Source organism: Limnohabitans radicicola, from assembly GCF_014837235.1.
Lineage (GTDB): Bacteria > Pseudomonadota > Gammaproteobacteria > Burkholderiales > Burkholderiaceae_C > Limnohabitans_A > Limnohabitans_A radicicola.
In genome coordinates this window covers 725,769-750,819 of the sequence record NZ_JACYFT010000001.1, presented here as the reverse complement: position 1 = coordinate 750,819, position 25,051 = coordinate 725,769, and the positions used below count along the sequence as shown (strand labels likewise).

Genomic DNA, 25,051 nt, shown 5'->3' with positions numbered 1-25,051 from the left:
CGCTCAGTTGGGGATGTCAATGTTCACCCGCTGCACGCCGGCAGGCGGGTTGGGGAAGTTGGCCAATGCCGCTTTGAACAGGGTGGCGAAAATCGCCTCGCTGTCACGCCAGACGCCGTAGTGGCTGGCGCGTGTTTCATAGACCACCTGGCCTGTGCGCAGGTCGCGCAAGATCAGGCTGACTTCGCGGCGGTAGTCGGTCATCGGCGGGGTGTTCATGCCCACGCCCCAGTGGTAGCCAAACGGGCCGCCGCGCCCAAAACCCAAGGCGCCATACGGCCGCCAGGGGTAGGCGCCCAGCCGACCCGAGGGGTCGTAGACGTACTGCGCGCTTTGAAATCCAACCAGCACGCTCAGCTGGGCCTGTGCATCGTCGCGCACCAGGCCCACGGCGGCGAGGGCTTGCTCGGCTTGCTGCTCGGCCAGCCCCGCTTCGGGGTTGTGGGCCTGCAACGGCAAGCGTTCAAAACGGTACTTGGCGCCTTGCAGCTGTGCGCCAGCAGGCACAGTGGCCACGGCAGTGACCTGGCTGCTGACCGTGCGGGTGGTGGCGCAGCCCGTCAGCAACAGGGCGGATGCGATCAGGAACAGTGCAGCCATGCGTTTCATGCGTCTCTCCAGAAAGGTCAGCCAATCGAAATCACCTGAATGCCCGGCAGCGAGGCTTCCTTGAACTCTTCTTCGTCAAAAGCCTTGTCGCCGTCATCGGAGGCGATGCCCGTGATCTGCAGGTTCTTGAAGTCGTGCAGCCCGGCGTCCATCAGGTGCGAAGGCACCACATTTTGCAGGGCGGCAAACATGTTTTCAATGCGCCCAGGGTGCTTCTTTTGCCACTCGCGCAGCATGTTGCCCACCTGCAGGCGTTGCAGGTTTTCCTGGCTGCCGCACAGGGTGCACGGGATGATGGGGAACTGTCGGTGCTCTGCCCAACGGATCAGGTCGGACTCGGCCACGTAGGCCAGCGGGCGGATCACCATGAACTCGCCGTTGTCGCTGACTAGTTTGGGGGGCATGCCCTTGAGCTTGCCGCCAAAGAACATGTTCAGGAAGAAGGTCTGCAGCATGTCGTCTCGGTGGTGGCCCAGCGCGAGCTTGTTGCACTTGAGTTCACGCGCCACGCGGTACAGGATGCCGCGGCGCAGGCGCGAGCACAGGCTGCACATGGTCTTGCCTTCGGGGATCTTGTCCTTGACGATGGAGTAGGTGTCCTGCGTCTCGATGTGGAATTCCACGCCCAGGCCCTGCAGGTAGTTGGGCAGCACTTCGGCCGGAAAGCCCGGTTGCTTCTGGTCCAGGTTGACCGCCACCAGCTCGAAGTCCACTGGGGCGCGGGCCTTCATCTTGAGCAGGATGTCCAGCATGCCGTAGCTGTCTTTGCCACCCGACATGCAGACCATGATGCGGTCTCCGGCTTCGATCAGGTTGAAGTCGCTGATGGCTTGGCCCATCTGGCGGCACAGGCGCTTTTCGAGCTTGTGGGTTTCGCGTTCGATCTTGGCGGCTTTGGCGGCGTCGGCCGCTTCGGCATCGACCCAGGTGTTCTCGCTTGCTGTGTTCATGGGTTTCACCACTGTCCGGTTTCCATGCGAATGGCCACTTCGCAGTCTTCAAAAATTTCAAGTTTGGCGATCTTGACGCGCACACCCAGCACGCCGGGCAGCTGCATCAGGCGGTTCGAGAGTTTGCCGATCAGCGTTTCCAGCAGGTTGATGTGCTCGGCCGTGCATTCGTCGATGATGATTTTGCGCACCTTGCGGTAGTCCAGCACGGCGTTGATGTCGTCGTCGCTGGGCAGCAGGGGCTGTGTGCCCAAGTTGAGCTCGGCATCGACCTGGATGGGTTGCGGGTCGGTTTTTTCGTGTTCCAGGATGCCCAGGTTGGCGTCAAAGCGCAAACCGGTCAGCTCCAGGGTCTGGTGTCCGGCAGGGGTTTTCATGTCGGGAGTTTGGTCTGGAAGATTTCGACCCCGACGCCTTCGCAATCCGGGTACACATCGGGTTTGCAGGTGGACAGGCGCACCGCCTGCACCTGCGGGTGCGCGATCAACTCGCGCATCAGGTCGTCACACAAAGTCTCTTGCAGCACGATGTGGCCCTGGGCCACACGCCGGGCGATCACTTCGCGGATGAAGTCGTAGTCCACCACCTCGGCCAGGTCGTCTTGCGTGGGGGTGGAGGCGCTGTAGGGCACGAACAGTTCCACATTGAAGACGATGCGCTGGGGGGCGTGTTTTTCAAAGTCGTGCGCGCCGATGCGCACGTCCACCGTGTGGTTGCGCAAGAACAGGCGGCGGCAATGCAGCGCCAGGTGGTTCAGCACATCGCTCATGGGGCGTCTTTCTTGTCGGCCAGGAACATCACATCACGCTCCAGAGGCACCAGGTGCTGGCCATTGTCTACGCACACCGTCGTGCCAGTGATGCAGGGGTTTTGCGCCAGGAACACGCAAGTCGCCGCCACCTGCGCCGGGTCGATCGGCTGGCGCAGCAGGTTCACGCGGCTGGCGCGGTCAAAGTTTTCTTGGGTTTGAGGGCCACTCAAAAACATCAGGCCCGGCGCCACGCCACACACCCGCAATGGGGCCAGGGCCTGCGCCTGCAGGGCCACCGAACGCTCCAGCGCCAGTTTGGAGACGGTGTACGAGAAATAGTCCGGGTTCAGGTTGAACACCTTCTGGTCCAGCACATGGACCACGCTGCGCTGGCCGGGTGTGGCGTCAGGGGCGGCTTGCCGGGCCATCAGCGAGGCCAGCGACAGCGGGGCGATCAGGTTGACTTCGAGCTGCTGGCGGGTGCCGTTCAGGTCCATTGCCGCACCGGTGTCGGGCTCGAACAGCGAGGCGTTGTTCACCAGGCAATCCAGCGCCCCGGTGGCCTGGCCGATGTGGTCGATCATCCGCTGCACGTCGTCGCTCTGGCCCAGGTCGGCCTGCACCAGCCGCACATCGGCGCCCTGGGCTTGCAGCTCGGCCTGCAGGGCCCGGGCGGCTTCAGCCGAGCGCTGGTAGTGACACCAGACCTGCCAGCCTGCCTGCGCAAAGGCCCGGCACAGGGCCGCGCCCAGACGCAGCGCGCCGCCAGTGATCAGAACGTGTTTCAAGGTGATGCCCGGGTGGGGTGAAAGTTGGCGCAATTATCGGCGATGGGCTTTTCGCTTGCCGGGGCAGGGCTTCCCTGCAGCGCGGAGCAAGGATAATCGCGGCGTGACCGACGCATCCCCACTCTCCTTTGAGCTGACCCAGCGCATCCAGCACGCCATCGCCCAAGCGGGCGGCTGGATCGGCTTTGACCGCTTCATGGCCATGGCGCTGTACGAGCCGGGCCTGGGTTACTACACCAACCGCCTGCAAAAGTTCGGGGCCATGCCCGCCAGTGGCAGCGATTTTGTGACCGCGCCGGGCCTCACGCCCCTGTTTGGCCAGACCCTGGCGGTGCAGGTGCAGCAGGCCCTGCAGGCCACGGGCACATCCGAGGTCTGGGAGTTCGGTGCCGGCACGGGCGCTTTGGCCTTGCAGCTGCTGGACAGCCTGGGTGACGCCGTTGAGCGCTACACCATCATCGACCTGTCGGGCACCCTGCGCGAGCGCCAGGCTCAGACGCTCCAGGCCCACGCCCACAAGGTGCGCTGGCTGGACGCCTGGCCAGACGCCATGGACGGCGTGGTGGTCGGCAACGAGGTGCTCGACGCCATGCCTGTACAGCTCTTGCAGCGCACGGGGGGTGTCTGGCACGAGCGCGGTGTGGTGGTGCAGGGCGATGCTTTCGCCTGGGAAGACCGCCCGACCGATTTGCGCCCGCCGCTGGATGTGGACGGCGAGCACGACTACCTGACCGAAATCCATCCACAGGCCGAGGCCTTCATGGCCAGCCTGGCCGAGCGCTTGCTGGCTGGCCAAGGCGGTGCCGCGTTTTTTCTGGATTACGGCTTTCCCGAGCGCGAATACTTCCACCCCCAGCGCCACATGGGCACCGTCATGTGCCACCAGCTGCACCAGGCCGACCCCGACCCGCTGGTGGCGGTGGGCCAGAAAGACATCACCGCCCATGTGAACTTCACTGGGGTGGCCCTGGCCGGGCAAAACGCCGGGCTGCAGGTGCTGGGCTACACCTCGCAGGCCAGGTTTTTGCTGAACCTGGGTTTGGCCGAACGCATGGCGGCCAACACGCTGGCCGAGCGCAGCCAGGCACAGCGCCTGGTCAACGAGCACGAAATGGGTGAGCTGTTCAAAGTGGTGGGCTTGGCCACGGGCGATGACTGGTCTGCCCAAGGCTTTGCCACGGGCGACCGCAGTCACCGCCTCTGAGGCGCTAAACCATGTTCCGCTGGCTGATCGTCACCTTCCTGGCCCTGATCATCTTCAGTGGCCTGCAGCCCTGGCTGCAAAAGCTGGGGTTTGGCCGTTTGCCGGGCGACATCCGCTTTCGGCTGTTCGGACGGGAGTGGTTCATTCCATTGGCCAGCACCTTGCTGCTGAGCCTGCTGGCGGCGGCCATCGCGCGCTGGCTCTGACGCGTTGTTTTGAGCGCGGAACTGGAGCGGTTTCGGCAGGCTGCGGCCCAACGTGTTACAGTGCGTGCACGCCATTGGCGACTTATGCCCATCTTGCTCTTCACGAGCCGATAGCGCATCCCGGCAGAGGGATGCCAGTCTTGTCCTCCACTGTGCCCATCGCTCGCTGTGCTCTTTGCAGAGACGGCACAGGCGATTTTTTGCTTCCTTTTGGCGCGCACCTCTGCACGGTGAGGCGCTTCGGCGGTGCCTGCGGGGCCGTCCATCGGGGGCGTTTTTGGCACGAGGACATGCCAAAACCCGAGCCATGCGCCATCGCCGAAAACGGCGAAATCGGTGGCTTCTCCTCCATTAGATAAAATCCATGTCGATTCATCCTTGTTTTCACAAGCCCGTTGCGATGGGCAAGTACCGTATTGAACCGTGTTCCAGGGCTTTGCCCAATGGAACTTTTGGCGCGCAAGTGTCAGTGGCCAGTGGCCACGGCAGCGCCAGCACCGACCGTGTGATGCGGTTTGTGCCCGAATTTGCGACGCCTGCCGCCGCCAGCCAGTACGCCCTCGACGAAGGCGTGCTCTGGGTAGAGCGCCAGACATCCAAACCGATTGTGTTTTGAGAAAGACCTTTTTAAATGGCAAAAGAAGAACTCATTGAATTGATGGGCGTGGTCAACGAAGTGTTGCCCGATACGCGTTTTCGCGTGACGCTGGACAACGGCCACCAATTGATTGCGTACTCCGCAGGCAAGATGCGTAAGAACCACATCCGCATCCTGGCGGGTGACCGCGTGACACTGGAGCTGTCGCCCTATGACCTGAGCAAGGGCCGCATCAGCTTCCGTCACCTGGCTGGCCGCCCGCCCATGGCGCCCCGTACACCCCGCTGATTCCCGGGTGGGCAGCGCAAGCTGCCCAAGGATCGGGCTTGAAGCGGTGGGCATGGCCCCCAACTGGGGTGAGACCACAAAGGGTTTTCATGACCGCCACCGCCGAGTCCTCGCACATCGTTTGTCCGCATTGCCACACCACCAACCGGGTGCGTGTGGCCGATATGCGCAGCCGCCCCGATTGCGGCGCTTGCCACCAAGCCCTGTTTGAGGGGCAGCCGCTGGCGCTGGACGCCACCTCTTTTGACCGCCACATCGGCCGCAGCCAAATCCCCGTGCTGGTGGATTTCTGGGCCCCCTGGTGCGGGCCGTGCCGCATGATGGCGCCGGCTTTCGAGCAGGCCGCGGCCATGCTGGAGCCGCAGATCCGGCTGGCCAAACTCAACACCGAAGAAGCGCAGGCCCTGGCGGCCCGCTTCAACATCCGGAGCATCCCCACGTTGGCCTTGTTCGTTGGTGGCAAAGAAGTTGCCCGTCAGGCGGGGGCTTTCCGCTCGGCGCAAGACATCGCCCAATGGGCGCGCTCGCACCTCTGAACGCCTAAAGCACTTGCGCGATGGCCTGCACCCGGGCTCGGGTGATTTGTGCGCCGATCTCCTGACCCTTGAGGCCTTGCGCTGCCGCAGCCTGGGCTATGGGTGCGGTCTCGACCGACAAGGCGGCCTGCTGGGCTTGCAGCAAACGCGCAGCCTGCGGGTAAGCCGCCTTTTCAAAACCCAGCCGCCCCCGCGCATCGCATTCGCAGGCTTGCAGCACCAGCGCAAAGCGTTCGGCCTGGCGAACAGCGTCGCAGCGCTCGAGCAGGCGCATCACGGCCTCGGCGTTCAGCTCGGCGCTGCGGTGGATGTTGCCGTGCTCACGCGCCACCACTTCGGCCAGTTCCTTGCAGTCGCTGGGCACGCGCAGGCGATCACACACTTTGAGCAAGAGTTTGACGCTGCGCCCTTCATGGCCAATGTGGCGGGGCAACACATCGGCGGGCGTGGTGCCTTTGCCGAGGTCGTGGAACAGACAGGCCACGCGCACGGGCAGCGGCATGTTCAGCCTGGCCGCCATGTCCATCACCAGCATCATGTGCACGCCCGTGTCGATTTCGGGGTGGTATTCGGCCCGCTGCGGCACGCCCCAGAGGCGGTCCAGCTCGGGCAGCAAGACTTTGAGCGCGCCGCATGCGCGCAGCACCTCGAACATGCGCGAGGGTTTTTCGGCCATCAGGCCTTTGGCCAACTCCTGCCAGACGCGCTCGGGCACCAGGTGGTCCACCTCACCGTTTTCCACCATCTGGCCCATCAAGGCCATCGTTTCATCGGCCACTTCGAAGTCGGCAAAGCGCGCCGCAAAACGCGCCAGCCGCAGGATGCGCACAGGGTCTTCGGCAAAGGCTCCGGTCACGTGTCGCAGCACCTTGGCCTGCAGGTCGCGCTGGCCGTTGTAGGGGTCGACGATGTTGTTTGCCCAGGTGCTGGGGGGCTGGTGTGCCATTCCCTCCGGCACGGCCATGGCGTTGATCGTCAGGTCACGCCGAGCCAGGTCTTCTTCGAGCGTGACATCGGGCGCTGCCTGCACCGCAAAGCCTTTGTAGCCACGCGCCGTTTTGCGCTCGGTGCGGGCCAGGGCGTATTCCTCCCGGGTCTGTGGGTGCAAAAAGACCGGGAAATCCTTGCCCACGGGCACATAGCCTTGCGCGGTCATGGCCTCGGGCGTGCTGCCCACCACCACCCAGTCGCGGTCGTTGACGCTCCGGCCCATCAAGGCATCGCGTACAGCACCGCCGACGACAAACACGTTCATGTCAAACGCTTCGCTCAGCGAGCCACCCGGAAAGGCTCTTCAAAGTCGATGAAGTCCTGCTCGGCCAGGGCCTCGTCGATCCAGGCCTTCACGCCCGGTAAGGCACACACGCGGTCCATGTAGGCGGCCACTTCGGCAGGCACAGGCAGGGCGTAGGTTTTCAGGCGCATGACCACCGGGGCAAAGTAGGCGTCGGCCACGGTGAAGTCGCCAAACAACAGGGGGCCACCGTGTTCTTGGAGTAACCCGCTCCACAGGCTGCAGATGCGCTCCAGATCGGCGCGCACAGCGGGTTTGTCACGCAGGGCGAGCGCACCGATTTCAGGCAGGTGCGCCTCGATGTTCATGGGGCAGGCGCTGCGCAGGCCCGTGAAACCGCTGTGCATTTCGGCGCAGACGCTGCGGGCGCGTGCACGGGCGGTGCGGTCTTGCGGCCACAGCTGTTTGTCGGGGAACTGCTCCGCCACATATTCCGCGATGGCCAGTGTGTCCCACACGGCCAGACCGTCGTGCACCAGCACAGGCACTTTGCCCACGGGGTTGACGTCCTTGAGCATGGCCTTGAATTGGGAATCGGGCGCAAAGCTGTCAAAGCGGACGTAGACCTCTTCAAAGGCAATGCCCGCCTGCCGCAGCAGCACCCAGGGGCGCATGGACCAGGACGAGTAGTTCTTGTTGGCGATGTAGAGCTGGATCATTGTTTTCTCCCATGATGGAAGACGCCATGTTAGCGGGAGATGGCGGGCCAGCTCGGCTGGCCATGGGGTTCAGCGTCCAGCGCCCGCGCGCCAGCCGTTCAATCGGCTGCGCGGGCCACGGTGGCCCAGGTAGGTGGGGGCGACGCCTGCAGCAGACGCCGCGGTGATGCCCAAAGCCTGCAGACCCGGGTATCGGCCTGTGGCGATGTTGTCCACTTTCATCGACGCCAGATTGTCCCGGCTCATCAGCGGCTCGCCCGGGGCCATTTCCATGGCCAAGGCCTGCAGCCAACCCATCCACATGGGCAAACCAATCACCGGTCTGCCTCGGCCATGGTTGACGCCGGCCCACTGACCAGCCCGTTGCACCAGCTCGCCCAGGGTCATGACGTCAGGGCCACAGAGTTCATAGGTTTGGCCGATGGTGCCCGGCTTTTGCAGGCAGGCCACCACGGCGCGCGCCACGTCGCCCACCCACACAGGTGCAAAGCGCGTGCCGCTGCCCGCCAGCGGCATCACGGGTACCATGGCTTGCAGATCGGCGAACAGGTTGAGGAATATGTCTTCAGCGCCAAAGATCACGCTGGGGCGCAGCACCGTCAGTTGAAGGCCTGCACTGTGCAGCACCGTCTCGCCCCGTGCCTTGCTGCGCTGGTACATCGAGGGGCCTTGAGGGTCGGCGCCCAGCGCACTGACGTGCACCAGCCGCTGTACACCCGCCTGGCGCATGGCGTCGGCGATCCGGCCGGGCAGGGTGATGTGGACTTGCTCAAAGCGGTCTTCGTTGCCGTGCAGCACGGCCACCAGATTGACCACCGCATCGTGCCCGGGCATCAGCCGGGCCAGGTCGGCCGGGCTGTGGACCGAGGCTTCGATCACCGTGAGGCCGGGCAGGTTTTGCACGCGGGCGGCGTTGGCTGCTCGCCGCGTGGGCACAGTGATCTGCCAGCCCAGCCGGGCCAGCTGCTCGCACACCTGACGGCCCACAAAGCCGCTGCCACCCAGCACCAGAACGCGGGGCGTACTCATTCAGCTGTTCAGGCCCGTGGCGGCCTGGTGCATCGCGTCCATCGCCTGGTCGACGATCTGGGTGCGCCACTCGTCGGTGTCCACATAAAACGCGTCCATCAGGTCCTGCTTGATCTGCTGGCGCAGGGCCGCAGGGGCTTCGTGGTGCAGGTGCAGCCAGTGGTCGCCGCGCAGGGCGTGCATCACTTTGTCGGTGGGCTGGGTGCCGTACTCCATGGCGATGCCGGTGTACTCGGCCTGCGGGCACTCCTGGTAGGCCGACATCCACATCAGGCCTGTGAGGAAGGCCGAGGTGGATGAGCCGTCATAGATCGAGGTGATACCCTGGCCCCACCAGGCTTTGGCCCGGGTATAGGCGGCGGCGTCGTCGGCGCAGGCAAAAATGCGCTCGCCCACGCCGCTCGGGCCCAGGCCCGTGTGCAGGTCGATCCAGGCGAATTTCTTGCAGCGCTGCCCGTACTTTTGCAGCACCTTGCGCACCGTCAGGTTGCTCCAGGTGGGGGCCTGCCCACCGAAGAACAGTCCATCGGGGAACTCGTGCTGCCCCTTGGAGATGGCTGCCTGGAAAGCCTTCATGCCCCGTTCGGCGATGTACTGGCCCGTGGCCGCCGCGTTGGCCGCGTCCGGTGGCCAGACCTCGGGCAGCAGCAGCGGGTGGATTTCCCGGTAAGCCTCGTTGGCGGGCAAAGGTTTGGAAAAGTCCTGGAAGTTGCGGTTGATGTCCACGTTTTCGTGGGTCACCCGGCGCACATGCGAGAACCCATGTGGATTGAGCGCATGGATGTAGAGCACGGCCACCCCGTTGGCCCTGGCCGCGTCGCGCCAGGCGCTGTTTTGCAGGGCGTGGACCTGCACGCCCGAGCCGCAGTAGCCTTCCACGCCATGGCAGGCGCTGCTGATGATCAGCAAACGCTGTGCATCGGGTGCACCGTCGAGCACCACGTCCATGGCCAGCTCTTCGCCGTCACGGCCCTTCAAAGGATGGATGTTCGAGTCCACCACAAGGCCTGCGGCCTGTGCGGCGTTCAGGAACTTCTGGCGGGCTTCTGCGTAGCTTTTGGAGAAGCTGCTCTGGATATCGGTCATGCGTGTTCCTGTCAGGCAGTTTGTGTGGGCTTGGCCAGCCACTGCGTCGCCAGTTCCACCCAGTAGGTGCCGCCCAGCGGGATCAGGTCGTCGTTGAAGTCGTAGCTCGGGTTGTGCAGCGTGCAGGGGCCACCGCCGTGGCCCATTTCGCGATGGGCGCCATCGCCGTTGCTGATGAACACATAAGCGCCGGGCTTGGCTTGCAGCATGTACGAGAAGTCTTCTGCGCCCATGGTGGGCTCTTGGGTCACCACATGGTCTGCCCCCACGATGCCGGTCATGACCTGACGTGCAAAGTCGGCCTCGGCCGGGCTGTTGATGGTGGGCGGGTAGTTGCGCTCGAACTCGAACTCGCATTGCGCGTCAAAGGCAGCGCAGATCGACTCGGCGACTTGCTTCATGCGGGTTTCGATCAAATCGAGCACCTCGATGCTGAAGGTGCGCACAGTGCCTTGCAGTTCGCACGAGTCGGGCACCACGTTGGTGGCTTCACCCGCGTGGATCATGGTGACCGAGATCACGCCCGCGTCCACCGGCTTTTTGTTGCGGGTGATGATGGTCTGAAAGCCCTGCACCATCTGGCAGGCGATCGGCACCGGGTCGATGCCGTTGTGCGGCAACGCCGCATGGCTGCCTTTGCCCCGGATGGTGATCTTGAACTCGTTGCTGGACGCCATCACGGGGCCAGCGCTCACGGCAAAGGTGCCCACGGGTGCGCCAGGCCAGTTGTGCATGCCGAACACGGCCTGCATCGGGAACTTCTCGAACAGGCCGTCCTTGATCATCTCGCGGGCACCACCGCCGCCTTCTTCTGCAGGTTGGAAGATCAAATACACCGTGCCGTCAAAGTCGCGGTGCTTGGCAAAGTGCTTGGCCGCAGCCAGCAGCATGGCGGTGTGGCCATCGTGGCCACAGGCGTGCATCTTGCCCTGGTGTTTGCTGGCGTGGGCGAAGGTGTTGAACTCCTGCATGGGCAGGGCATCCATGTCGGCGCGCAGGCCAATGGCGCGCCCGCAGGCGCCGCCGTCGCGCCCGTGCACGATGCCCACCACACCGGTGGTGCCCATGCCGCGGTGGATGGGGATGCCCCAGTCGGTCAGCTGCTGGGCCACCACATCGGCAGTGCGCACTTCTTCAAAGCACAGCTCGGGGTGGGCGTGGATGTCTTTGCGAATGGCCGCGATGCTGGCCGCGTCGGTGAGGATGGAATCAATGAGTTTCATAAGGATCAGTCTAGCCTTTGCAGCGCATTCTTGCCATCACCCCGCCGCACCTGAGGGACATCGGGCATCAGGGTTCCTACCGAGGCGGTGGTATGCACAATGCTTGACATGACAGGACGACCCCGTTTCACATCCCCCTGGCGCGCCTTGGGCGCCGCCTGGCTGGTCTGTGCCGGCCCGGCCAGTGCGGCTTCGGCGGCGCAGCTGCAGTGTCAGGTGACGTATGCCGGCACGACCCACACGGTACGTGCCGAGCCGGTGCTGGACCCGTACCCCGTGCCCTCGGTGGACATTGGCGGGCGATTCCGCTTCAAGCCCATCGTGGTCGGCACCGCGCAAAGGGTGGACCGGGTGCTGATTTACGCCTACCTGGTGGACGGTGCGCAGGCCTTGCCCATCCACCAGGCCAAGTTTTTGCCGCCATTCAATCTCAGTCCCCAGTTTTTGACGGGTCAGCAATACCTCTATGCCGGGCCGCTGGAGCGTGAACTGATGTACAGCTGCACCTTGCAGGGGGCCACGCCATGACCGCTGTGTTCAGATGGCTGGTATTGGCAGCGCTGGCTTGGGCCCTGGCCGCAACGGCCCAGCCCCCAGCCCTGCCCGATCAGCCCGTGACCCTGGTGTTTGCCGGGGACACCACGCTCGATGACGATGCGGGTGCCTTGATTGAGCGCGGCGGTGACCCGCTGGCCGACTTTGCGCCGCTGTTTGCGCAGGCCGATGTGCGCCTGGCCAATCTGGAGTGCGTGGTGGCCACGGGCGGTTCGGCCGGGCGCAAGAACTACACCTTCCGGGCCCACCCGCGGGTCTTGCCCGTGCTGAAAAGGCACCTGGACGGGGTGACCCTGGCCAACAACCACTCGGGCGACTTTGGCCGCGAGGCCTTTGCCGAGATGCTGGGGCTGCTGCAAAAGGCGGGGCTCGCACAGGCGGGTGGGGGCCTCAATCTGAGCCAAGCCCATGCGCCCTGGATCGTGGAGCGGCGCGGCCTGCGCATCGCCCTCCTGAGCTACAACGAATTTCTGCCGCGCAGCTTCGAGGCGGGCCACGATGCGCCAGGCGTGGCCTGGAGCGAGGACGAGCAGGTGGTGGATGACATCCGCCGCGCCCGTCAGGTGCACAAGGCCGATTTGGTGATCCCATTCATGCACTGGGGCTGGGAAAACGAACGCGTGGCCAACACCCGCCAGCGGCAACTGGCGCGCCTGATGATCGAGGCCGGGGCCGATGCCGTGATCGGTGGTCACCCGCATGTGACGCAGGACATCGAGCACCACCAGGGCAAGCCCATTGTCTACAGCGTCGGCAATTTCGTCATGAAGGAAACCGACAACGACTACCAGCGCCAAGGCTGGGTGCTGCGGCTGCAAATGGACAAGCAGGGCGTGCGTGCTTTGGACACCCATGTGGCCCGCATCGACATGCAGGGCATCCCGAAACGCGACCCGGCCACCGCCAGCCCGTGCTGGCAGCGGGGCGAGGCGGCCATCGGGTCATGTCTGGCAGGGCAGCGGCGCTGAGTGGTTTGACCCTGTGGCCCTGCAGGAGCGGCGCCCTCGCCACGAATGAACGCCTGCGGACCGCCCACCATCGCCCCGGGGGCGGGGCTCCTGCAAGGCAAGAGATGCGCCACAATTGGCTGCATGACCGATGCCATCCAAGTGGTGCGTGGCGCCTGCCCGCACGATTGTCCCGACACCTGCGCCTTGCTCACGACCGTTGAAAACGGCCGTGCCACCAAGGTGCAAGGCAACCCCGCCCACCCCATGACCGACGGGGTGCTGTGCACCAAGGTCTCGCGCTACGCCGAGCGGACCTACCACCCCGAGCGGGTCTTGCAGCCGCTCAAACGCGTGGGCCCCAAGGGCTCAGGCCAGTTCGAGCCGGTGAGCTGGGACGCGGCACTCGATGACATCGCCAAGCGTTTGCAGGCCATTGCCGCTCGCGACCCACAGGCCATCCTGCCCTACAGCTATGCGGGCACCATGGGTCTGGTGCAGGGCGAGTCGATCTCGGCGCGGTTTTTCCACCAACTGGGCGCGTCGCTGCTGGACCGCACCATTTGCGCTTCGGCCGGAGCCGAGGGGCTGACACAGACGCTGGGCAACAAGGTCGGCATGAAGGTGCAGTTCTTTGCCGAGTCGAAGCTGATCGTCATCTGGGGCAGCAATTCGATCGGCTCCAACTTGCATTTCTGGCGCATCGCGCAAGAGGCCAAGCGCAACGGCGCACGGCTGGTGTGCATCGACCCCCGCAAAACCGAAACCGCCGACAAGTGCCACGAACACATTGCGCTCAAACCTGGCACCGACGCAGCGCTGGCGCTGGCCGTGATGCACGAGTTGATCACGCACGGCTGGCTGGACCAGGACTACATCGACCAACACACCCTGGGCTGGGCGGACTTGCGCGAACGTGCCCTGCAGTGGCCCCCCGAGCGTGCCGCCGAGGTGTGCGGCGTGCCCATTGAGCAGATCCGCCAGCTGGCCCGCGACTGGGGCACCACAAAGCCTGCCGCCATTCGCCTGAACTACGGCATGCAGCGCGTGCGCGGTGGTGGCAACGCGGTGCGTGCGGTCGCCTGCCTGCCTGCGCTCACGGGTGCCTGGCGCCACCGCGCTGGCGGCTTGCTGATGAGCAGTTCGGGCCATTTTCCGGTGCGCCGTACGGCGCTGCAGCGGCCCGACCTGCTGGGCGAGCGCCGCCCGCGCACCATCAACATGAGCACGATCGGCGACGACCTGCTGCGCGAGGCCTCAGCTGCGTTTGGGCCGAAGATCGAAGCGCTGGTGGTCTACAACAGCAACCCGGTGGCCGTGGCCCCCGAGTCGGGCAAGGTGGTGCAGGGCTTTGCCCGCGAAGACCTGTTCACCGTGGTGCTGGAGCATTTCAAGACCGACACGGCCGACATGGCCGACTACATCCTGCCCGCCACCACGCAGCTGGAGCACTGGGACATCCACACCACCTACGGCCACACCGATGTGCTGCTGAACCGCCCCGCCATCGCCCCCGTGGGCGGGGCGCGCACCAACACCGACATCTTCCGGGCCTTGGCGGCCCGCATGGGCTTTGACGACGCCTGCTTTGCCGACACCGACGAGCAGCTGTGCCGCATGGCGATCGGTGACGAGAAAGACTTTGAGGTGTTGTTGCAGCACGGCTTTGCTTCTTTGCCTGTGCCCGACGCGCCGTTTGCGCAAGGCGGCTTTCCCACGCCTTCGGGTCGCTGCGAATTCTTCAGCCAACGCTTGGCCGACATGGGGCAAGACGGTCTGCCCGACCATGTGCCCAACTACGAGCTGGCCTCAGGCCAAGGCCCTTACCCGCTGGCCATGATCTCGCCGCCTGCACGCAACTTCCTCAACTCGACCTTTGTGAACGTGCAAAGCCTGCGCGACATCGAGGCCGAACCCGTGCTGGAGATGCACCCCGAGGATGCTGCCGCCCGTGGCATTGCCGATGGCGCGGTGGTGCGCGTGTTCAATGGCCGTGGCAGCTACCACTGCAAGGCCCGGCTCAACCAGCGTGCCCGCCCCGGCGTGGTCAACGGTCTGGGCGTCTGGTGGCGCAAGCTGGGCCTGAACGGTACCAATGTGAACGAACTCACCAGCCAGCACCTGACCGACATGGGCCGTGCGCCTGTGTTCTACGACTGTCTGGTGGAGGTGGCCTTGCTGCAGAAAGAAGATGCCCATGGCTGATCTGAACATCGAACGGACCCACAACCTGGGCCTGCCCAAAGCCCGTGAAATCGCCGAGCGCTGGCGCGAGCAGGCCGAGGCCGAATGGGGCATGGACTGCGCGGTCGAGCCCGGCGACACCGAAGACGTGATGCGCATGTCCCGCAGCGGCGTCAGCGGCAGCCTCACGGTGTCGGCCAACCGCTTTGACCTTCAGCTCAAGCTGGGTTTTTTGCTGGGGGCTTATGCCGACAAGATCGAGCAGAAGATCCGCCAGAACCTGGATGAGCTGCTGGGCCCTGCCTGATCAGGGCAGGTCGGCGTTGGCTTCGGGCGCGCTCGCGGCGCGCGGCCCCACGCTGCCCAGGCGGGCTTTGAGCGACTGTGGCTTGCCGGTGATGAGGGCCGCATAGTTGGTGGTGTTGGACAGCACCTTCTTGACGTAGTCGCGCGTTTCCTGGAAGGGGATGTTCTCGGCCCAGATGGCCGCTTCGAGCACCGGGCCGTTGCGCCAGTTGCGTGGACGGCTGGGGCCCGCGTTGTAAGCGGCGGCGGCCATGGGCATGGAGCCCGCAAAGTCGTCCAGCACCAGCTTGAGGTAGCCCGTGCCGATGGCGACGTTGGTTTCCTTGTCGGTGATCTGTTCTGGCGTGAAGGTGGTGAGGCCAATTTTCTTGGCGGTCCATTTGGCGGTGGCGGGCATGACCTGCATCAGGCCCGATGCGCCGACGTGTGAGCGGGCGTCCATGATGAAGCGGCTTTCCTGGCGGATCAGGCCGTACACATAGGCCGGATCCATGCCAATGGCCTGCGAGCGGCGCAGCACGATCTCGCGCAGCGGCATGGGAAAGCGCTGCTCAAAGTCGATCACGGCCTTGGTGCGGTCGCTGGTGTTGATGCAGCGGTCCCACACCTGGCGCTGGCAGGCCAGGTCGGCGGCAGCCAGCAGTTCGCGGTCGTTCATGCCGCCTGGGGTGTGCAGGTTGGTGCTGTAGTTCCACTCGCGGTTGCCCTCGGCGCGCAGGCCCAACTGGATGGCGTAGAGCGCGCGCTGCAGGCCAGGGTTGGCCAAGGCCTGGCCTTTTTCCTGGGGGGTCAGCGGTGCCGGGCGTTCCGGCACCGTGATGGTCTGGCCCAGCTCTTCGAGCGCGAGCTGTTCGTAAAAACCTTTCACGCTGGCGATGCCGCGCAGCAGTTGCTGGGCTTCCTGTTTGTGCACGTCGCTGGTGGCGGTGGCGGCCAGTGCGCGGGCACGCCAGTAGACCCAGGCCGGGTCGTTGCGGCTGTCTGCGCTCAGGGCTTCGGTGGCGCTGAGCACCTGGCCCCATTGCCCCATGCGCAAGGCGGCGCGGATTTTCCACATCAGCAGGTCGTCGCTCAGGTCGCTGTCCTTGTGGACTTTGGCGAAATAGCTGCTGGCGTTGTCCTGCAGTTTTTGCGCCGCCTGTTTGCCGATCACGGCCCAGGTCCAGTGGCGCTCTTCGGGCGTGAGCATCAGGCCCCAGCGCTTGTCCAGCTCTCTGGCCGCCTTGTCCGGGTCAGTGGCCGCCAGCCGGATCAGGGCCAGCACCGCCAGTTCCTTGCGGCTTTTGGTAATGGCCAGGATGCGCTTGTCCAGGTATTTGGCCGGGTCGTTGAAGATGAGGGTGACTTGCTCCGACAGGCGTGGCGCCTCGATGTCCACCGCATCTTTGGCCGCCCGGGGCTTGTTCGCGTCCATGGCGATGCGCGCCTTGCGCCACAGGTCCAGGCCATTGATCTTGCGGCCCGAGTGCAGGTGCTCGGCCAGGTAGGTGCAGCCGTCGTCGGCATCGCGCTGCGCGTACCACAGCCGTTTGGCCTCGGCGGCCACATCCATCTTGCTCAGGATCGCGTCGGCCGCCAGCGCGTAGCAGCTGACCTCCTTGTCGTCCTTCATGCGGTAGCTGCGGTGCTGGGCGGCCACCGTGGGCCAGTCGCGCCGTTTGCCCAGCTGCAGCAGCCAGTCGTTGCGCAAGCGGTCTTCGTAGTAGCTGCCCGCGTATTTGGTCAGGAAACCCAGGATGTCGGCTTCGCTCGCCGTGTCCAGCCGCATACGCAGCTCCCAATAGGCCGCCAGGGGTTCGAGCGTGTGCCCCTGCAGCTGGGGCAGCAGCGCCGTCAGGCGTGTGCGGTCGTTTTTGCGGAAGGCCTGGTGCATTTCCAGGAAGGTGTCGTCCCCCCGGTTTTGGGCCTGAGCGGCAGGGGTGGCGAGGCTGGCGAGAGACAGGGTGCCAACCAGTGTCAGAATCGAAGGCAGTTGCTTGAAAAAAGGCATGTCGGATTATGGACAAAGCAGAAGCCAAAAAAGCCTTGCGAAAGGCCTTGATCGAAGAAAGATTGAACCTGCCGGACCGCCTGGCGCGCGCCGAGGCCTTGCAGCGGGTCATGCGCATCTGGTTGTTTGACCGTCCCGATGCGGTCATTGGCGCCTATTGGCCGATCAAGGGCGAGTTCGACCCGCTGCCGGCCCTGCACCGCTGGAAGGAGGACGGCGAGTTGCTGGACGAACCGCAGCGCCGCCGCATCGGCCTGCCCGTGGTCAACAAAGAGCACAAAACGCTCACCTTCCATGCCTGGTACCCGGGATGCCCTATGGAAGAAGATGCCTATGGCATCCCCAAGCCCAAGGACACCGAGATCATCGTGCCCACGCTGCTGTTTGTGCCTTGCGTGGGTTACAGCGCTGGGGGTTACCGGCTCGGCTACGGTGGCGGCTTTTACGATCGCACCCTGGCCGCCTTGCAGCCCAAACCGTTCACGGTGGGTCTGGGCTACACGCAGGGCTATGTGGACGATTTCGAGCCCGAGGCGCATGACGAGCCGCTGGACGCCATCCTGAACGACAACGGCGTGGTCTGGCCTGTCTGAGTCAACAACATGGCACGCCCCAAATCCGCTACCCACGACATCAAGCGCGACGCGATCCTGGACATCGCGGCGCAGTGCTTTGCCGACCGCAGCTACCCTGCTGCGAGCATGAACGAAATCGCCGCCGCCTGCGGCACCTCCAAAGCACGGCTGTACCACTACTACGAGAGCAAGGACGCGATCCTGTTTGACCTGCTCGACCGCCACACGCAACGTTTGCTGGCGCTGATCGCCCAGACCGAGGCCAAGGCCCAGCGCCAGAACCTGGACGAGCGCGCTGCCCTGCACGAGCTGGTGCGGGCCTTTTTGCACGAGTATGAAAGCTCGGCCACCCGCCACTCGGCCTTGCTCAACGACACCCAGTTCCTGAGTGCCGAGCCTGACGAGGCGCTGGGCAGTTCGCAGCGCGAACTGATCCTCAACCGCCAGCGCGACATCGTGGCGGCCATGACGCGCTTTTTGAAGCGCGCCTACCCGACCCGCCTGAACCCGACCAACCAGACGGCCCAGACCATGATGCTGCTGGGCATGATCAACTGGACCTTCACCTGGCTGCGCCCGGGCGGCCCCATGAGCTACGCCGCCTTTGCCGAAGAGGTGATCGGCATGCTCGAAAAGGGTTTGGGTTGAGTATTTTGCAATTTACCTATCCGTAATCCATTTCGTTTAGGTAAAATTCTCGCGATCGACCCCCATATTCAGGAGACCCCATGGCCACCACCAAAGCCTTCGCCAGCCAGGCGGACTTGACCGAGAAAAAGATCACTTTCGAGCAGCTCAGCAAGCATTGCTGGGCCTACACCGCCGAGGGCGACCCCAACTCGGGCGTGATCATCGGTGACCGCTACATCATGGTCAGCGACGCCACCGCCACGCCTGCCATGGCGCAGGACCTGATCAAGAAGATCCGCACCGTCAGCGATTTGCCGATCAAATACGTGCTGCTGACCCACTACCACGCGGTGCGCGTGCTGGGCGCTTACGCCTACGCCGCCGAGGGTGCGACCGAGATCATCGCCAGCGAAGGCACCCTGGACCTGATCAAGGAACGCGGCGCGCAAGACATGAAGAGCGAGATGGAGCGCTTCCCGCGCCTGTTCCGTGGTGCCGACAGCATCCCTGGACTGACCTGGCCGACCATGGTGGTGGGTGGCGGCAACCCCACAAAAGGCGAAGTGCCCGGCAAGCTCAGCATCAACCTGGGGGGCGTGGTGGTGCAGATCTGGCACCCGGGTCCCGGCCACACCCGTGGCGACACGATCGCCTGGGTGGAAGAAGAAAAAGTGCTGTTCTCGGGCGATCTGGTCGAGTACGAAGCCGGGGTCTACACGGGCGACGCCCAGCTCGAAGAGTGGCCCGCCACCCTGGAGGCCCTGCGCGCCCTGAAGGCCGAGTTCATCGTGCCTGGCCGCGGTGAAGCCATGAAGGGCAATGCCAACGTCAACAAGGCGCTGGACTACACCAAGCGCTGGGTCGAGACCCTCTACCAAGCCGGCAAGGAAGCCGTGGCGGCCAAGATGGACCTGAAAGCCGCCATGGCCCATACCCGCAAGAGCATGGACCCGGTCTTCGGCCACGTGTTCATCTACGAACACTGCCTGCCGTTTGACGTGACGCGTGCCTACGACGAAGCCAGCGGCATCAAGAACCCCCGCATCTGGACCGCCGAGCGCGACATGGAGATGTGGAAAGCGCTGCAAAGCTGAAGCCTTCTGGCTTTGCACAACAAAAAACCCGCCTTGGCGGGTTTTTTGTTTCCAGGCTGTTTCAAGGGCGCATCAGCTCCAGCAGGTCGCGCTCGTAACTGCGCAACCTGCGGGCGGCGCGCTGGCGTTGCTCGGCGCTGGTGCTGTTGTGGAAGTCGGCCAGGTTCTGGCAGGCTTGCGTCCGCAGTTTTTGCACCAAGGCCAAGTCGCTGGCCTGGGGTGGCATGAACCAGCGCTGCCAGACGGCGAACAGCTCGGCCTCCAGTTGGGGTTGTGACAGACTTTGTTGCTGGATTTTCTGCAGCGTCGCCAGCAGGTCTTGTTGTTGGCGCTTGCGCTGCTGCATGCCCCATTCGGGTGTCCACTCCGACTGGGCCATCTGGCTTTGCAGCAAGGCGGTCTGGCTGGCGGTCAGGTCGCCATAAAAGTCGCTGTAGCGGTCGGTGGCGGTACCCAGGCGGCGCTTGAGCCGCTCTTCGCTGCTGCCGCGCAGCCATTCTTTGTCCCAGTCTTCGTTTTTCATGCCGAAGTGGCGCGCCAGGTGGTTCAGTTGCCTGGGGCTGAGCGAGGCGATCACCGGGCCGGTTTGCCGCAAGGCCTCCTGTACCAATCGGTCAGCCCGGGCCTGGCCCTCGCTCCAGAGGCTGCAGACGTCCTGCGCCTGGATGTTGCCTAGGCTGGCCACTGCGGTGCGTTGGATCAGCTGGGTGTACAGCGGCAGCTCCTGCTGGCGGTGCCAACGCTGCAGGTTCTCCAGCGACTCCTTGATCCTGCCCGTCTGGCTGTCGCTGAACGAGAGGTAGCTGTCGAGCCACCAGTACGACAGGGTGGGCAGTTGCTGGTAGCCGAGCTTGATGGCGCTGCAGCCTTGCAGCACCAGCAGGGCAATCAGCAGCCACCAGCGCCGCATCATTGGAGGCCTTTGACTTCGAGTGACCAGCCCACGAAGTAACTGCTGGTGTAGCCAGGACGGGTGTCTTCCACCGACAGCCGCCAGCTGTTGGTGATGCTGCCCAGGGCGCTGGTGGGCAGACTCAGGTTGTACAGCGTGCCTGTGAGCAGGCAACTGCCGGAGGGGGCGGCCGAGGCCAGGCTCACGGTGGTCGGCGAGCCGCTGCTGCCCAGCAGCTGGACCTTGAGTTCGGAGACGTCGGCCGGAGTGACGCACAAGCCCAGCGACACGGACTGCACCTGTGTGATGCCGCAGGGCGTGATGGTCTTGGGCACGCTGACCGCGGCCGTGGTGCCCACCGCGTAGCCGCTGGTGCCACCGTCGGCGTACACCATGGGAAAGCCACAGGTTTGCGGCACGGCTGCCGTGGGCGATGAGCCGCCACCGCACCCGGACAGGGCAATGGCAAAGGCCAGAAAGGTCAGCAATCGTTGGGCGGTCATGAAGTCAGGGTCTCTCTGTTTTGAAAGCCACCGTCGGCACCGTGGCACGAGCATGCCTGGCGTCGGGTCAAAGGGTGGCCCCATTGTCCACATATCTCCGGCAAGGCCAGTGATAATCCTTGGCAACAGTTCGGTGACGGACGTGCCGATTTTGATCGAGAAATGCATATGACGAATACCCCTTCCCTCCCCATTGACGTGGTGGTCATGGCCGCTGGCAAAGGCACCCGCATGAAAAGCGCCTTGCCCAAGGTGCTGCACGCGCTGGCGGGCAAGCCCATGGTGCAGCATGTGATCGATACCGCCCGTGCCCTGCAGGCGCGCCACACCATCGTGATCACGGGCCATGGCGCCGAGCAGGTGGAGCAGGTGCTGCGTCGCGCGCAGGTGCAGGGCCTTCAATTTGCCCGCCAGATGCCCCAGCTGGGCACGGGCCACGCGGTGCAGCAGGCGGTGCCTCTGCTGGCGGACGACGGCGTGGTGGTGATCCTGTCGGGCGATGTGCCGCTGACCCGCACCGACACCTTGCAGGCCTTGCTCGATGTGTGCGCTGGCCAACAGTTGGCCTTGCTGACCATCGACTTTGACGACCCCACGGGTTACGGCCGCATCGTGCGCAGCCCCAGTGGGCAGGTGCACGCCATCGTCGAGCACAAGGACGCCAACGAAGCGCAGCGCGCCATCCACGAGGTCTACAGCGGCATCATGGCGGTGCCCGCTCGGTTGCTCAAGCCTTGGCTGGCACGGCTGGACAACCAGAATGCCCAGCAGGAGTACTACCTGACCGATGTGGTCAAGTTCGCCGAGGCCGATGGCGTGCCCGTGGTGGCCCACAAGATCGACGACGCCACCCAGGTGGCGGGCGTGAACAGCCCCGCGCAGCTGGCTGAACTGGAGCGTGCCTACCAGCAGCGCCAGGCCCAGGCCCTGATGGCCGACGGCGTGCGCATCATCGACCCGGCACGCTTCGATGTGCGGGGCGAATTGACTTGCGGTCAGGATGTGCAGATCGACGTGAACTGCATCTTTGAAGGTCGAGTGCAGCTGGGCCAAGGCGTCAAGGTCGGCGCCAACTGCGTGCTTGCCAACTGCGTCATCGAAGCCGGTGCCGTGATCCACCCCTTCACCCACATCGACGGCGAAAAACTCGGCGTCACCGTGGGCGAGGGCGCACTGATCGGCCCCTTTGCCCGCCTGCGCCCTGGTGCGCAGCTGGGCGCCGAAGTGCACATCGGCAACTTTGTTGAAGTGAAGAACTCAACGATGGCCAAAGGCGCCAAAGCCAACCACCTGGCTTATTTGGGCGACGCCACGGTGGGCGAGCGGGTCAACTATGGCGCGGGCAGCATCACGGCCAATTACGACGGGGCCAACAAGCACCGCACCGTGATTGAAGCCGACGTGCACATCGGCAGCAACTGCGTGCTGGTGGCCCCGGTGACGATTGGCGCGGGCGGCACCGTGGGCGGCGGCTCGACCATCACCAAGAGCACCGAGCCCGGTGCCTTGAGCGTGGCCCGTGGCAAACAGGTCAGCATCGCCAACTGGAATCGGCCCCAGAAGCAACCCAAGGCCTGAACGGCAAACCCCTCAACGGGCTTGTGCTGCCTTTTGCTGCGCCGCCCAAGCCAGGCGGTCGACCAGCGACGGCGCGATCAGCTTGAGCCAGCGGCCCACATGGCCCAGCGGGCTCATGATCACATCGCGCTTGCGTGCTTCAACGCCCTGCAAGATCTTGCGGGCACACACATCCACAGGCATGGCCTTGTCTTCGCTCAGGCCGCTGGTGCCTGCAGGCTGGCCTTGGGCGTTGTAGCCTCGGCGGCGGATGTCGGTGGCCACCACGCCCGGGTAGGCGAGGGTGACCGACACCCCGTCGGCCAGCAGCTCGGTGCGCAGCGCTTCCAGAAAACCGTTCATTGCAAACTTGGTGGCGCAGTAAGCCGTGCGGCCCGGCACCCCCGCCAGGCCCGCCAGCGAAGAAACGCCCACCAGCCGACCGCGTGAGGCTTTCAGGTGCGGCAGCGCCGCGTGCGTGCACCAGACGGTGCCCCACAGGTTCACGCGCATCAGGTCTTCGTACCAGCCCAGGTGCGCGGCGTCCACGTCCTGCAGCATGGTGTGGGCCGACATGCCCGCGTTGTTGATCAGGGTGTCGATGCGGCCGAACTGTTGCACAGCGCGGTCGATCAGGGCCTGGCAATCGGCTTGCACGCTCACGTCGGTGGGCACGCACAGGACTTGCGCGCCATGCTGGCGACAGGCTTCGGCCACCGAATCCAGCTTGCTGGCTTGGCGGGCCGCCAGCACCAGCGCCACGGCGGCGCCTTGGCTTTGGGCCAATTGCCTGGCCAATTCAGCGCCAATGCCTTCAGAGGCCCCGGTGATGACGGTCACTTGCATGCGGTGCTCCTGTTGTGGGTGGCTCAGACCACCACATTGATTTTGGCAGCCGCCTCGCGTGCGCGTTGCAGTGCGCCTGGGCCTTTGGCCAGCGCCACCGCCATGCGGCGGTATGGCCGCGTCGTGGGCTTGCCAAAGATGCGCACGTCCACGCCTGGCTCGCTGAGCGCCGCTTCCACGCCCGTGAAGGTGGGGTTGACCCCTTCCTTGTCGGCCAGCACCACGGCGCTGGCACCTTCCACGCATTCAATGTTCGGGATCGGCAGGCCCAACACGGCGCGGGCGTGCAGGTCAAACTCGCTCAGGCTCTGGCTGATCATTGTCACCATGCCCGTGTCGTGAGGGCGGGGGCTCAACTCGCTGAAGATCACTTCGTCTTTGGTCACGAAAAACTCCACACCAAACAGGCCTGCACCGCCCAGGTTGGTCGTGACTTTTTCGGCCATCTCTTGCGCGGCTTTGACTTGCTCGGGCTTCATGCCCTGCGGCTGCCAGCTGTACTGGTAGTCGCCGCGCTCTTGCACGTGGCCAATTGGCGGGCAGAACAATGTCTGGCCGTTGCGCTGGCGCACGGTGAGCAGGGTGATTTCAAACTCGAAGTGGATGAACTCTTCGACGATGACCTTCTGGCGGTCGCCCCGCATGCCTGCGCAGGCATAGTCCCAGCTCGCTTGCACATCGGCGGCGGTCTTGGCCACGCTCTGGCCTTTGCCCGATGAGCTCATGACCGGTTTGATGACGACCGGAAAACCGATCTCGGTGGCTTTGGCCAGCAGCTCGGCGGCCGAGTCGGCGTAGCTGAACTTGGCTGTGCGCACGCCCAGGCCCACCGCCACATCGCGGATGCGGTCGCGGTTCATGGTCAGGTTGGCGGCGCGGGCGCTGGGGATGACTTCAAAGCCTTGCTTCTCGACGTCGAGCAACACCTCGGTGCGGATGGCTTCGATCTCGGGCACGATCAAATCCGGTTGGTACTTGGCAATCGCGGCGCGCAGCGGGGCCTCGTCCAGCATGCTGAACACGCAAAACTCGTCGGCCACCTGCATGGCGGGTGCACCCGCATAGCTGTCGCAAGCGATGACGTGGCAGCCCAGGCGCTTGGCGCTGATGACGAATTCCTTGCCGAGTTCGCCGGAGCCCAGGAGCAGGATTTTTTTCATGAGAAATACCTTGGAAATGGAAGATTGAAAACCGGGCTCGATTGTGCGCGATGGCCCATGCCTGCACTTACACAGGCAGGGGCAGGGTGGTGGTGAACTTGGCCCGCTTGGTTGAAAAGAAGGCCTTCACATTGCGCACATTCGCGTCCTGCGTGAACAGTGTCTGGCTGATCGCGAGGTAATGCGGCATGTCGCGCGCCTGCACCACCAGCATGAAGTCGGGCCCGGGCGACACGCGCCAGCACTGCTGCACCGCATCGTGCGCCACGGCGCGGGCTTCAAAGGCGTCCAGGTGTTCACTGCCCTGTTTGTCGAGCGAGACCTCGACCAGGGCGGTCAGGCCGTGGCCCAGTGTGGCGGCCAGTTTGTCGGTGCTGAGCACGGCCACCTGCCGCTCGACCCAGTCGCCTTCGATCAGGCGCTTGACGCGGCGCAGGCAGGTCGGGGGCGAGACATTGACCTTCTCGGCCAGCGCCACATTGCTCAGGCTGGCGTCACGCTGCAGGCTGTCGAGCAGCTGCAGGTCGATGGCATCGAGTTCAATTGATTCCATGAATGTAATTTTAATGAAATTAAATTTCTTCATCGGTA

General features: G+C 64.5%; 29 protein-coding genes. 13 read left to right on the top strand and 16 right to left on the bottom strand.

Translation table 11 applies throughout. The features are described from left to right. Positions 1–3: 3 nt before the first annotated feature. The 5 genes from IC609_RS03760 to IC609_RS03740 are packed head-to-tail and all read right to left on the bottom strand — an operon-like array spanning position 4 to position 3,098. A complete protein-coding gene (locus IC609_RS03760; RefSeq protein ID WP_191818101.1) occupies positions 4–609 on the bottom strand; it encodes a DUF4136 domain-containing protein in 606 nt (201 codons plus the stop codon). A gap of 17 nt (positions 610–626) precedes the next feature. Next, positions 627–1,559 carry a tRNA 2-thiocytidine(32) synthetase TtcA gene (gene ttcA, locus IC609_RS03755; protein ID WP_191818100.1) on the bottom strand — a complete coding sequence of 311 codons (933 nt, stop codon included), beginning with the start codon at positions 1,557–1,559 and terminating at the stop codon, positions 627–629. A gap of 5 nt (positions 1,560–1,564) precedes the next feature. Next, a complete protein-coding gene (locus IC609_RS03750; protein WP_191818099.1) occupies positions 1,565–1,936 on the bottom strand; it encodes a dihydroneopterin aldolase in 372 nt (123 codons plus the stop codon). Beyond that, positions 1,933–2,328 carry a dihydroneopterin aldolase gene (locus IC609_RS03745; RefSeq protein ID WP_191818098.1) on the bottom strand — a complete coding sequence of 132 codons (396 nt, stop codon included), beginning with the start codon at positions 2,326–2,328 and terminating at the stop codon, positions 1,933–1,935. Before IC609_RS03745 ends, IC609_RS03750 begins: the two co-directional genes overlap by 4 nt. After that, entirely contained in the window at positions 2,325–3,098 is a 774-nt protein-coding gene (locus IC609_RS03740; protein ID WP_191818097.1) for an SDR family oxidoreductase, read from the bottom strand. Before IC609_RS03740 ends, IC609_RS03745 begins: the two co-directional genes overlap by 4 nt. 103 nt (positions 3,099–3,201) lie before the next feature. On the opposite strand from IC609_RS03740, the gene IC609_RS03735 reads away from it, so the two are divergent. From IC609_RS03735 to trxC, 5 genes are all read left to right on the top strand, one after another. After that, positions 3,202–4,302: a class I SAM-dependent methyltransferase gene (locus IC609_RS03735; RefSeq protein ID WP_333473631.1), complete on the top strand. Its 1,101-nt coding sequence runs from the start codon at positions 3,202–3,204 to the stop codon at positions 4,300–4,302. A gap of 11 nt (positions 4,303–4,313) precedes the next feature. After that, positions 4,314–4,508 carry a DUF2905 domain-containing protein gene (locus IC609_RS03730; protein WP_191818095.1) on the top strand — a complete coding sequence of 65 codons (195 nt, stop codon included), beginning with the start codon at positions 4,314–4,316 and terminating at the stop codon, positions 4,506–4,508. A 400-nt stretch (positions 4,509–4,908) separates the two neighbouring features. Continuing rightward, positions 4,909–5,124, top strand: a complete 216-nt coding sequence (locus IC609_RS03725; protein ID WP_225223976.1) for a hypothetical protein — start codon at positions 4,909–4,911, stop codon at positions 5,122–5,124. A gap of 15 nt (positions 5,125–5,139) precedes the next feature. After that, complete coding sequence (infA, locus tag IC609_RS03720) at positions 5,140–5,394, top strand: translation initiation factor IF-1 (RefSeq protein ID WP_191818094.1); 255 nt, start codon at positions 5,140–5,142, stop codon at positions 5,392–5,394. Between the two features lie 89 nt (positions 5,395–5,483). Continuing rightward, positions 5,484–5,930: a thioredoxin TrxC gene (trxC, locus tag IC609_RS03715; RefSeq protein WP_191818093.1), complete on the top strand. Its 447-nt coding sequence runs from the start codon at positions 5,484–5,486 to the stop codon at positions 5,928–5,930. Positions 5,931–5,934: 4 nt separating this feature from the next. Here the strand turns inward: trxC and IC609_RS03710 are convergent, their stop codons facing one another. From IC609_RS03710 to IC609_RS03690, 5 genes are all read right to left on the bottom strand, one after another. After that, positions 5,935–7,185, bottom strand: a complete 1,251-nt coding sequence (locus tag IC609_RS03710; protein ID WP_191818092.1) for a multifunctional CCA addition/repair protein — start codon at positions 7,183–7,185, stop codon at positions 5,935–5,937. Positions 7,186–7,199: 14 nt separating this feature from the next. Then, on the bottom strand, positions 7,200–7,883 hold the full coding sequence (locus tag IC609_RS03705) for a glutathione S-transferase family protein (RefSeq protein ID WP_191818091.1): 684 nt from the start codon (positions 7,881–7,883) through the stop codon (positions 7,200–7,202). A gap of 69 nt (positions 7,884–7,952) precedes the next feature. After that, entirely contained in the window at positions 7,953–8,912 is a 960-nt protein-coding gene (locus tag IC609_RS03700; protein ID WP_191818090.1) for a complex I NDUFA9 subunit family protein, read from the bottom strand. Further along, entirely contained in the window at positions 8,913–9,998 is a 1,086-nt protein-coding gene (locus tag IC609_RS03695; RefSeq protein WP_191818089.1) for a M14 family metallopeptidase, read from the bottom strand. Positions 9,999–10,009: 11 nt separating this feature from the next. After that, the gene (locus IC609_RS03690) at positions 10,010–11,221 is read right to left on the bottom strand and encodes a M20 aminoacylase family protein (protein WP_191818088.1); all 1,212 of its coding nucleotides are present in this window, start codon (positions 11,219–11,221) and stop codon (positions 10,010–10,012) included. A gap of 108 nt (positions 11,222–11,329) precedes the next feature. Here IC609_RS03690 and IC609_RS03685 point away from each other — a divergent pair, with 108 nt between their 5' ends. From IC609_RS03685 to IC609_RS03670, 4 genes are all read left to right on the top strand, one after another. After that, complete coding sequence (locus tag IC609_RS03685; RefSeq protein ID WP_225223975.1) at positions 11,330–11,749, top strand: hypothetical protein; 420 nt, start codon at positions 11,330–11,332, stop codon at positions 11,747–11,749. Next, positions 11,746–12,744, top strand: a complete 999-nt coding sequence (locus IC609_RS03680) for a CapA family protein (protein WP_191818087.1) — start codon at positions 11,746–11,748, stop codon at positions 12,742–12,744. Before IC609_RS03685 ends, IC609_RS03680 begins: the two co-directional genes overlap by 4 nt. Before the next feature lie 123 nt (positions 12,745–12,867). Continuing rightward, the gene (locus IC609_RS03675) at positions 12,868–14,928 is read left to right on the top strand and encodes a molybdopterin-containing oxidoreductase family protein (RefSeq protein WP_191818086.1); all 2,061 of its coding nucleotides are present in this window, start codon (positions 12,868–12,870) and stop codon (positions 14,926–14,928) included. Next, positions 14,921–15,214, top strand: coding sequence for a polyhydroxyalkanoic acid system family protein (locus IC609_RS03670; RefSeq protein WP_191818085.1), 294 nt, complete (start codon positions 14,921–14,923; stop codon positions 15,212–15,214). Before IC609_RS03675 ends, IC609_RS03670 begins: the two co-directional genes overlap by 8 nt. Here the strand turns inward: IC609_RS03670 and IC609_RS03665 are convergent, their stop codons facing one another. Beyond that, positions 15,215–17,203: a lytic transglycosylase domain-containing protein gene (locus tag IC609_RS03665; RefSeq protein WP_191818084.1), complete on the bottom strand. Its 1,989-nt coding sequence runs from the start codon at positions 17,201–17,203 to the stop codon at positions 15,215–15,217. Positions 17,204–17,211: 8 nt separating this feature from the next. On the opposite strand from IC609_RS03665, the gene IC609_RS03660 reads away from it, so the two are divergent. The 3 genes from IC609_RS03660 to IC609_RS03650 all read left to right on the top strand — a co-directional run bounded on the left by IC609_RS03660 (position 17,212) and on the right by IC609_RS03650 (position 19,502). Then, positions 17,212–17,796 carry a 5-formyltetrahydrofolate cyclo-ligase gene (locus IC609_RS03660; protein WP_191818083.1) on the top strand — a complete coding sequence of 195 codons (585 nt, stop codon included), beginning with the start codon at positions 17,212–17,214 and terminating at the stop codon, positions 17,794–17,796. Positions 17,797–17,805: 9 nt separating this feature from the next. Then, the gene (locus IC609_RS03655) at positions 17,806–18,426 is read left to right on the top strand and encodes a TetR/AcrR family transcriptional regulator (RefSeq protein ID WP_191818082.1); all 621 of its coding nucleotides are present in this window, start codon (positions 17,806–17,808) and stop codon (positions 18,424–18,426) included. 80 nt (positions 18,427–18,506) lie between these two features. Continuing rightward, positions 18,507–19,502, top strand: coding sequence for an MBL fold metallo-hydrolase (locus IC609_RS03650; RefSeq protein ID WP_191818081.1), 996 nt, complete (start codon positions 18,507–18,509; stop codon positions 19,500–19,502). A 61-nt stretch (positions 19,503–19,563) separates the two neighbouring features. Here the strand turns inward: IC609_RS03650 and IC609_RS03645 are convergent, their stop codons facing one another. Beyond that, the gene (locus IC609_RS03645; RefSeq protein WP_225223974.1) at positions 19,564–20,412 is read right to left on the bottom strand and encodes a DUF6279 family lipoprotein; all 849 of its coding nucleotides are present in this window, start codon (positions 20,410–20,412) and stop codon (positions 19,564–19,566) included. Continuing rightward, positions 20,412–20,897 (bottom strand): hypothetical protein, encoded by a 486-nt coding sequence (locus tag IC609_RS03640; protein ID WP_191818079.1) that lies wholly within the window; start codon positions 20,895–20,897, stop codon positions 20,412–20,414. Before IC609_RS03640 ends, IC609_RS03645 begins: the two co-directional genes overlap by 1 nt. Before the next feature lie 168 nt (positions 20,898–21,065). Here IC609_RS03640 and glmU point away from each other — a divergent pair, with 168 nt between their 5' ends. Further along, complete coding sequence (glmU, locus tag IC609_RS03635; RefSeq protein WP_225223973.1) at positions 21,066–22,475, top strand: bifunctional UDP-N-acetylglucosamine diphosphorylase/glucosamine-1-phosphate N-acetyltransferase GlmU; 1,410 nt, start codon at positions 21,066–21,068, stop codon at positions 22,473–22,475. 12 nt (positions 22,476–22,487) lie between these two features. Here the strand turns inward: glmU and IC609_RS03630 are convergent, their stop codons facing one another. The 3 genes from IC609_RS03630 to IC609_RS03620 all read right to left on the bottom strand — a co-directional run bounded on the left by IC609_RS03630 (position 22,488) and on the right by IC609_RS03620 (position 25,013). After that, positions 22,488–23,300: an SDR family oxidoreductase gene (locus IC609_RS03630; protein WP_191818078.1), complete on the bottom strand. Its 813-nt coding sequence runs from the start codon at positions 23,298–23,300 to the stop codon at positions 22,488–22,490. A 23-nt stretch (positions 23,301–23,323) separates the two neighbouring features. Next, entirely contained in the window at positions 23,324–24,460 is a 1,137-nt protein-coding gene (gene purT, locus IC609_RS03625; protein ID WP_191818077.1) for a formate-dependent phosphoribosylglycinamide formyltransferase, read from the bottom strand. Between the two features lie 67 nt (positions 24,461–24,527). After that, entirely contained in the window at positions 24,528–25,013 is a 486-nt protein-coding gene (locus IC609_RS03620; protein ID WP_191818076.1) for an Lrp/AsnC family transcriptional regulator, read from the bottom strand. Positions 25,014–25,051: the final 38 nt, after the last annotated feature.

Excerpts from the sequence above, each read along its gene's own strand:
- IC609_RS03695 (WP_191818089.1), bottom strand. The coding sequence starts at position 9,998 with ATGACCGATATCCAGAGCAGCTTCTCCAAAAGCTACGCAGAAGCCCGC.
- IC609_RS03630 (WP_191818078.1), bottom strand. The coding sequence starts at position 23,300 with ATGCAAGTGACCGTCATCACCGGGGCCTCTGAAGGCATTGGCGCTGAA.
- IC609_RS03620 (WP_191818076.1), bottom strand. The coding sequence starts at position 25,013 with ATGGAATCAATTGAACTCGATGCCATCGACCTGCAGCTGCTCGACAGC.
- IC609_RS03730 (WP_191818095.1), top strand. The coding sequence starts at position 4,314 with ATGTTCCGCTGGCTGATCGTCACCTTCCTGGCCCTGATCATCTTCAGT.
- IC609_RS03690 (WP_191818088.1), bottom strand. The coding sequence starts at position 11,221 with ATGAAACTCATTGATTCCATCCTCACCGACGCGGCCAGCATCGCGGCC.
- IC609_RS03655 (WP_191818082.1), top strand. The coding sequence starts at position 17,806 with ATGGCACGCCCCAAATCCGCTACCCACGACATCAAGCGCGACGCGATC.
- IC609_RS03660 (WP_191818083.1), top strand. The coding sequence starts at position 17,212 with ATGGACAAAGCAGAAGCCAAAAAAGCCTTGCGAAAGGCCTTGATCGAA.
- IC609_RS03650 (WP_191818081.1), top strand. The coding sequence starts at position 18,507 with ATGGCCACCACCAAAGCCTTCGCCAGCCAGGCGGACTTGACCGAGAAA.
- IC609_RS03710 (WP_191818092.1), bottom strand. The coding sequence starts at position 7,185 with ATGAACGTGTTTGTCGTCGGCGGTGCTGTACGCGATGCCTTGATGGGC.
- infA (WP_191818094.1), top strand. The coding sequence starts at position 5,140 with ATGGCAAAAGAAGAACTCATTGAATTGATGGGCGTGGTCAACGAAGTG.
- glmU (WP_225223973.1), top strand. The coding sequence starts at position 21,066 with ATGACGAATACCCCTTCCCTCCCCATTGACGTGGTGGTCATGGCCGCT.
- IC609_RS03750 (WP_191818099.1), bottom strand. The coding sequence starts at position 1,936 with ATGAAAACCCCTGCCGGACACCAGACCCTGGAGCTGACCGGTTTGCGC.
- IC609_RS03700 (WP_191818090.1), bottom strand. The coding sequence starts at position 8,912 with ATGAGTACGCCCCGCGTTCTGGTGCTGGGTGGCAGCGGCTTTGTGGGC.
- IC609_RS03640 (WP_191818079.1), bottom strand. The coding sequence starts at position 20,897 with ATGACCGCCCAACGATTGCTGACCTTTCTGGCCTTTGCCATTGCCCTG.
- IC609_RS03685 (WP_225223975.1), top strand. The coding sequence starts at position 11,330 with ATGACAGGACGACCCCGTTTCACATCCCCCTGGCGCGCCTTGGGCGCC.
- IC609_RS03725 (WP_225223976.1), top strand. The coding sequence starts at position 4,909 with ATGGGCAAGTACCGTATTGAACCGTGTTCCAGGGCTTTGCCCAATGGA.
- IC609_RS03760 (WP_191818101.1), bottom strand. The coding sequence starts at position 609 with ATGAAACGCATGGCTGCACTGTTCCTGATCGCATCCGCCCTGTTGCTG.
- IC609_RS03745 (WP_191818098.1), bottom strand. The coding sequence starts at position 2,328 with ATGAGCGATGTGCTGAACCACCTGGCGCTGCATTGCCGCCGCCTGTTC.
- trxC (WP_191818093.1), top strand. The coding sequence starts at position 5,484 with ATGACCGCCACCGCCGAGTCCTCGCACATCGTTTGTCCGCATTGCCAC.
- IC609_RS03675 (WP_191818086.1), top strand. The coding sequence starts at position 12,868 with ATGACCGATGCCATCCAAGTGGTGCGTGGCGCCTGCCCGCACGATTGT.
- IC609_RS03665 (WP_191818084.1), bottom strand. The coding sequence starts at position 17,203 with ATGCCTTTTTTCAAGCAACTGCCTTCGATTCTGACACTGGTTGGCACC.
- IC609_RS03705 (WP_191818091.1), bottom strand. The coding sequence starts at position 7,883 with ATGATCCAGCTCTACATCGCCAACAAGAACTACTCGTCCTGGTCCATG.
- purT (WP_191818077.1), bottom strand. The coding sequence starts at position 24,460 with ATGAAAAAAATCCTGCTCCTGGGCTCCGGCGAACTCGGCAAGGAATTC.
- IC609_RS03645 (WP_225223974.1), bottom strand. The coding sequence starts at position 20,412 with ATGCGGCGCTGGTGGCTGCTGATTGCCCTGCTGGTGCTGCAAGGCTGC.
- ttcA (WP_191818100.1), bottom strand. The coding sequence starts at position 1,559 with ATGAACACAGCAAGCGAGAACACCTGGGTCGATGCCGAAGCGGCCGAC.
- IC609_RS03680 (WP_191818087.1), top strand. The coding sequence starts at position 11,746 with ATGACCGCTGTGTTCAGATGGCTGGTATTGGCAGCGCTGGCTTGGGCC.
- IC609_RS03670 (WP_191818085.1), top strand. The coding sequence starts at position 14,921 with ATGGCTGATCTGAACATCGAACGGACCCACAACCTGGGCCTGCCCAAA.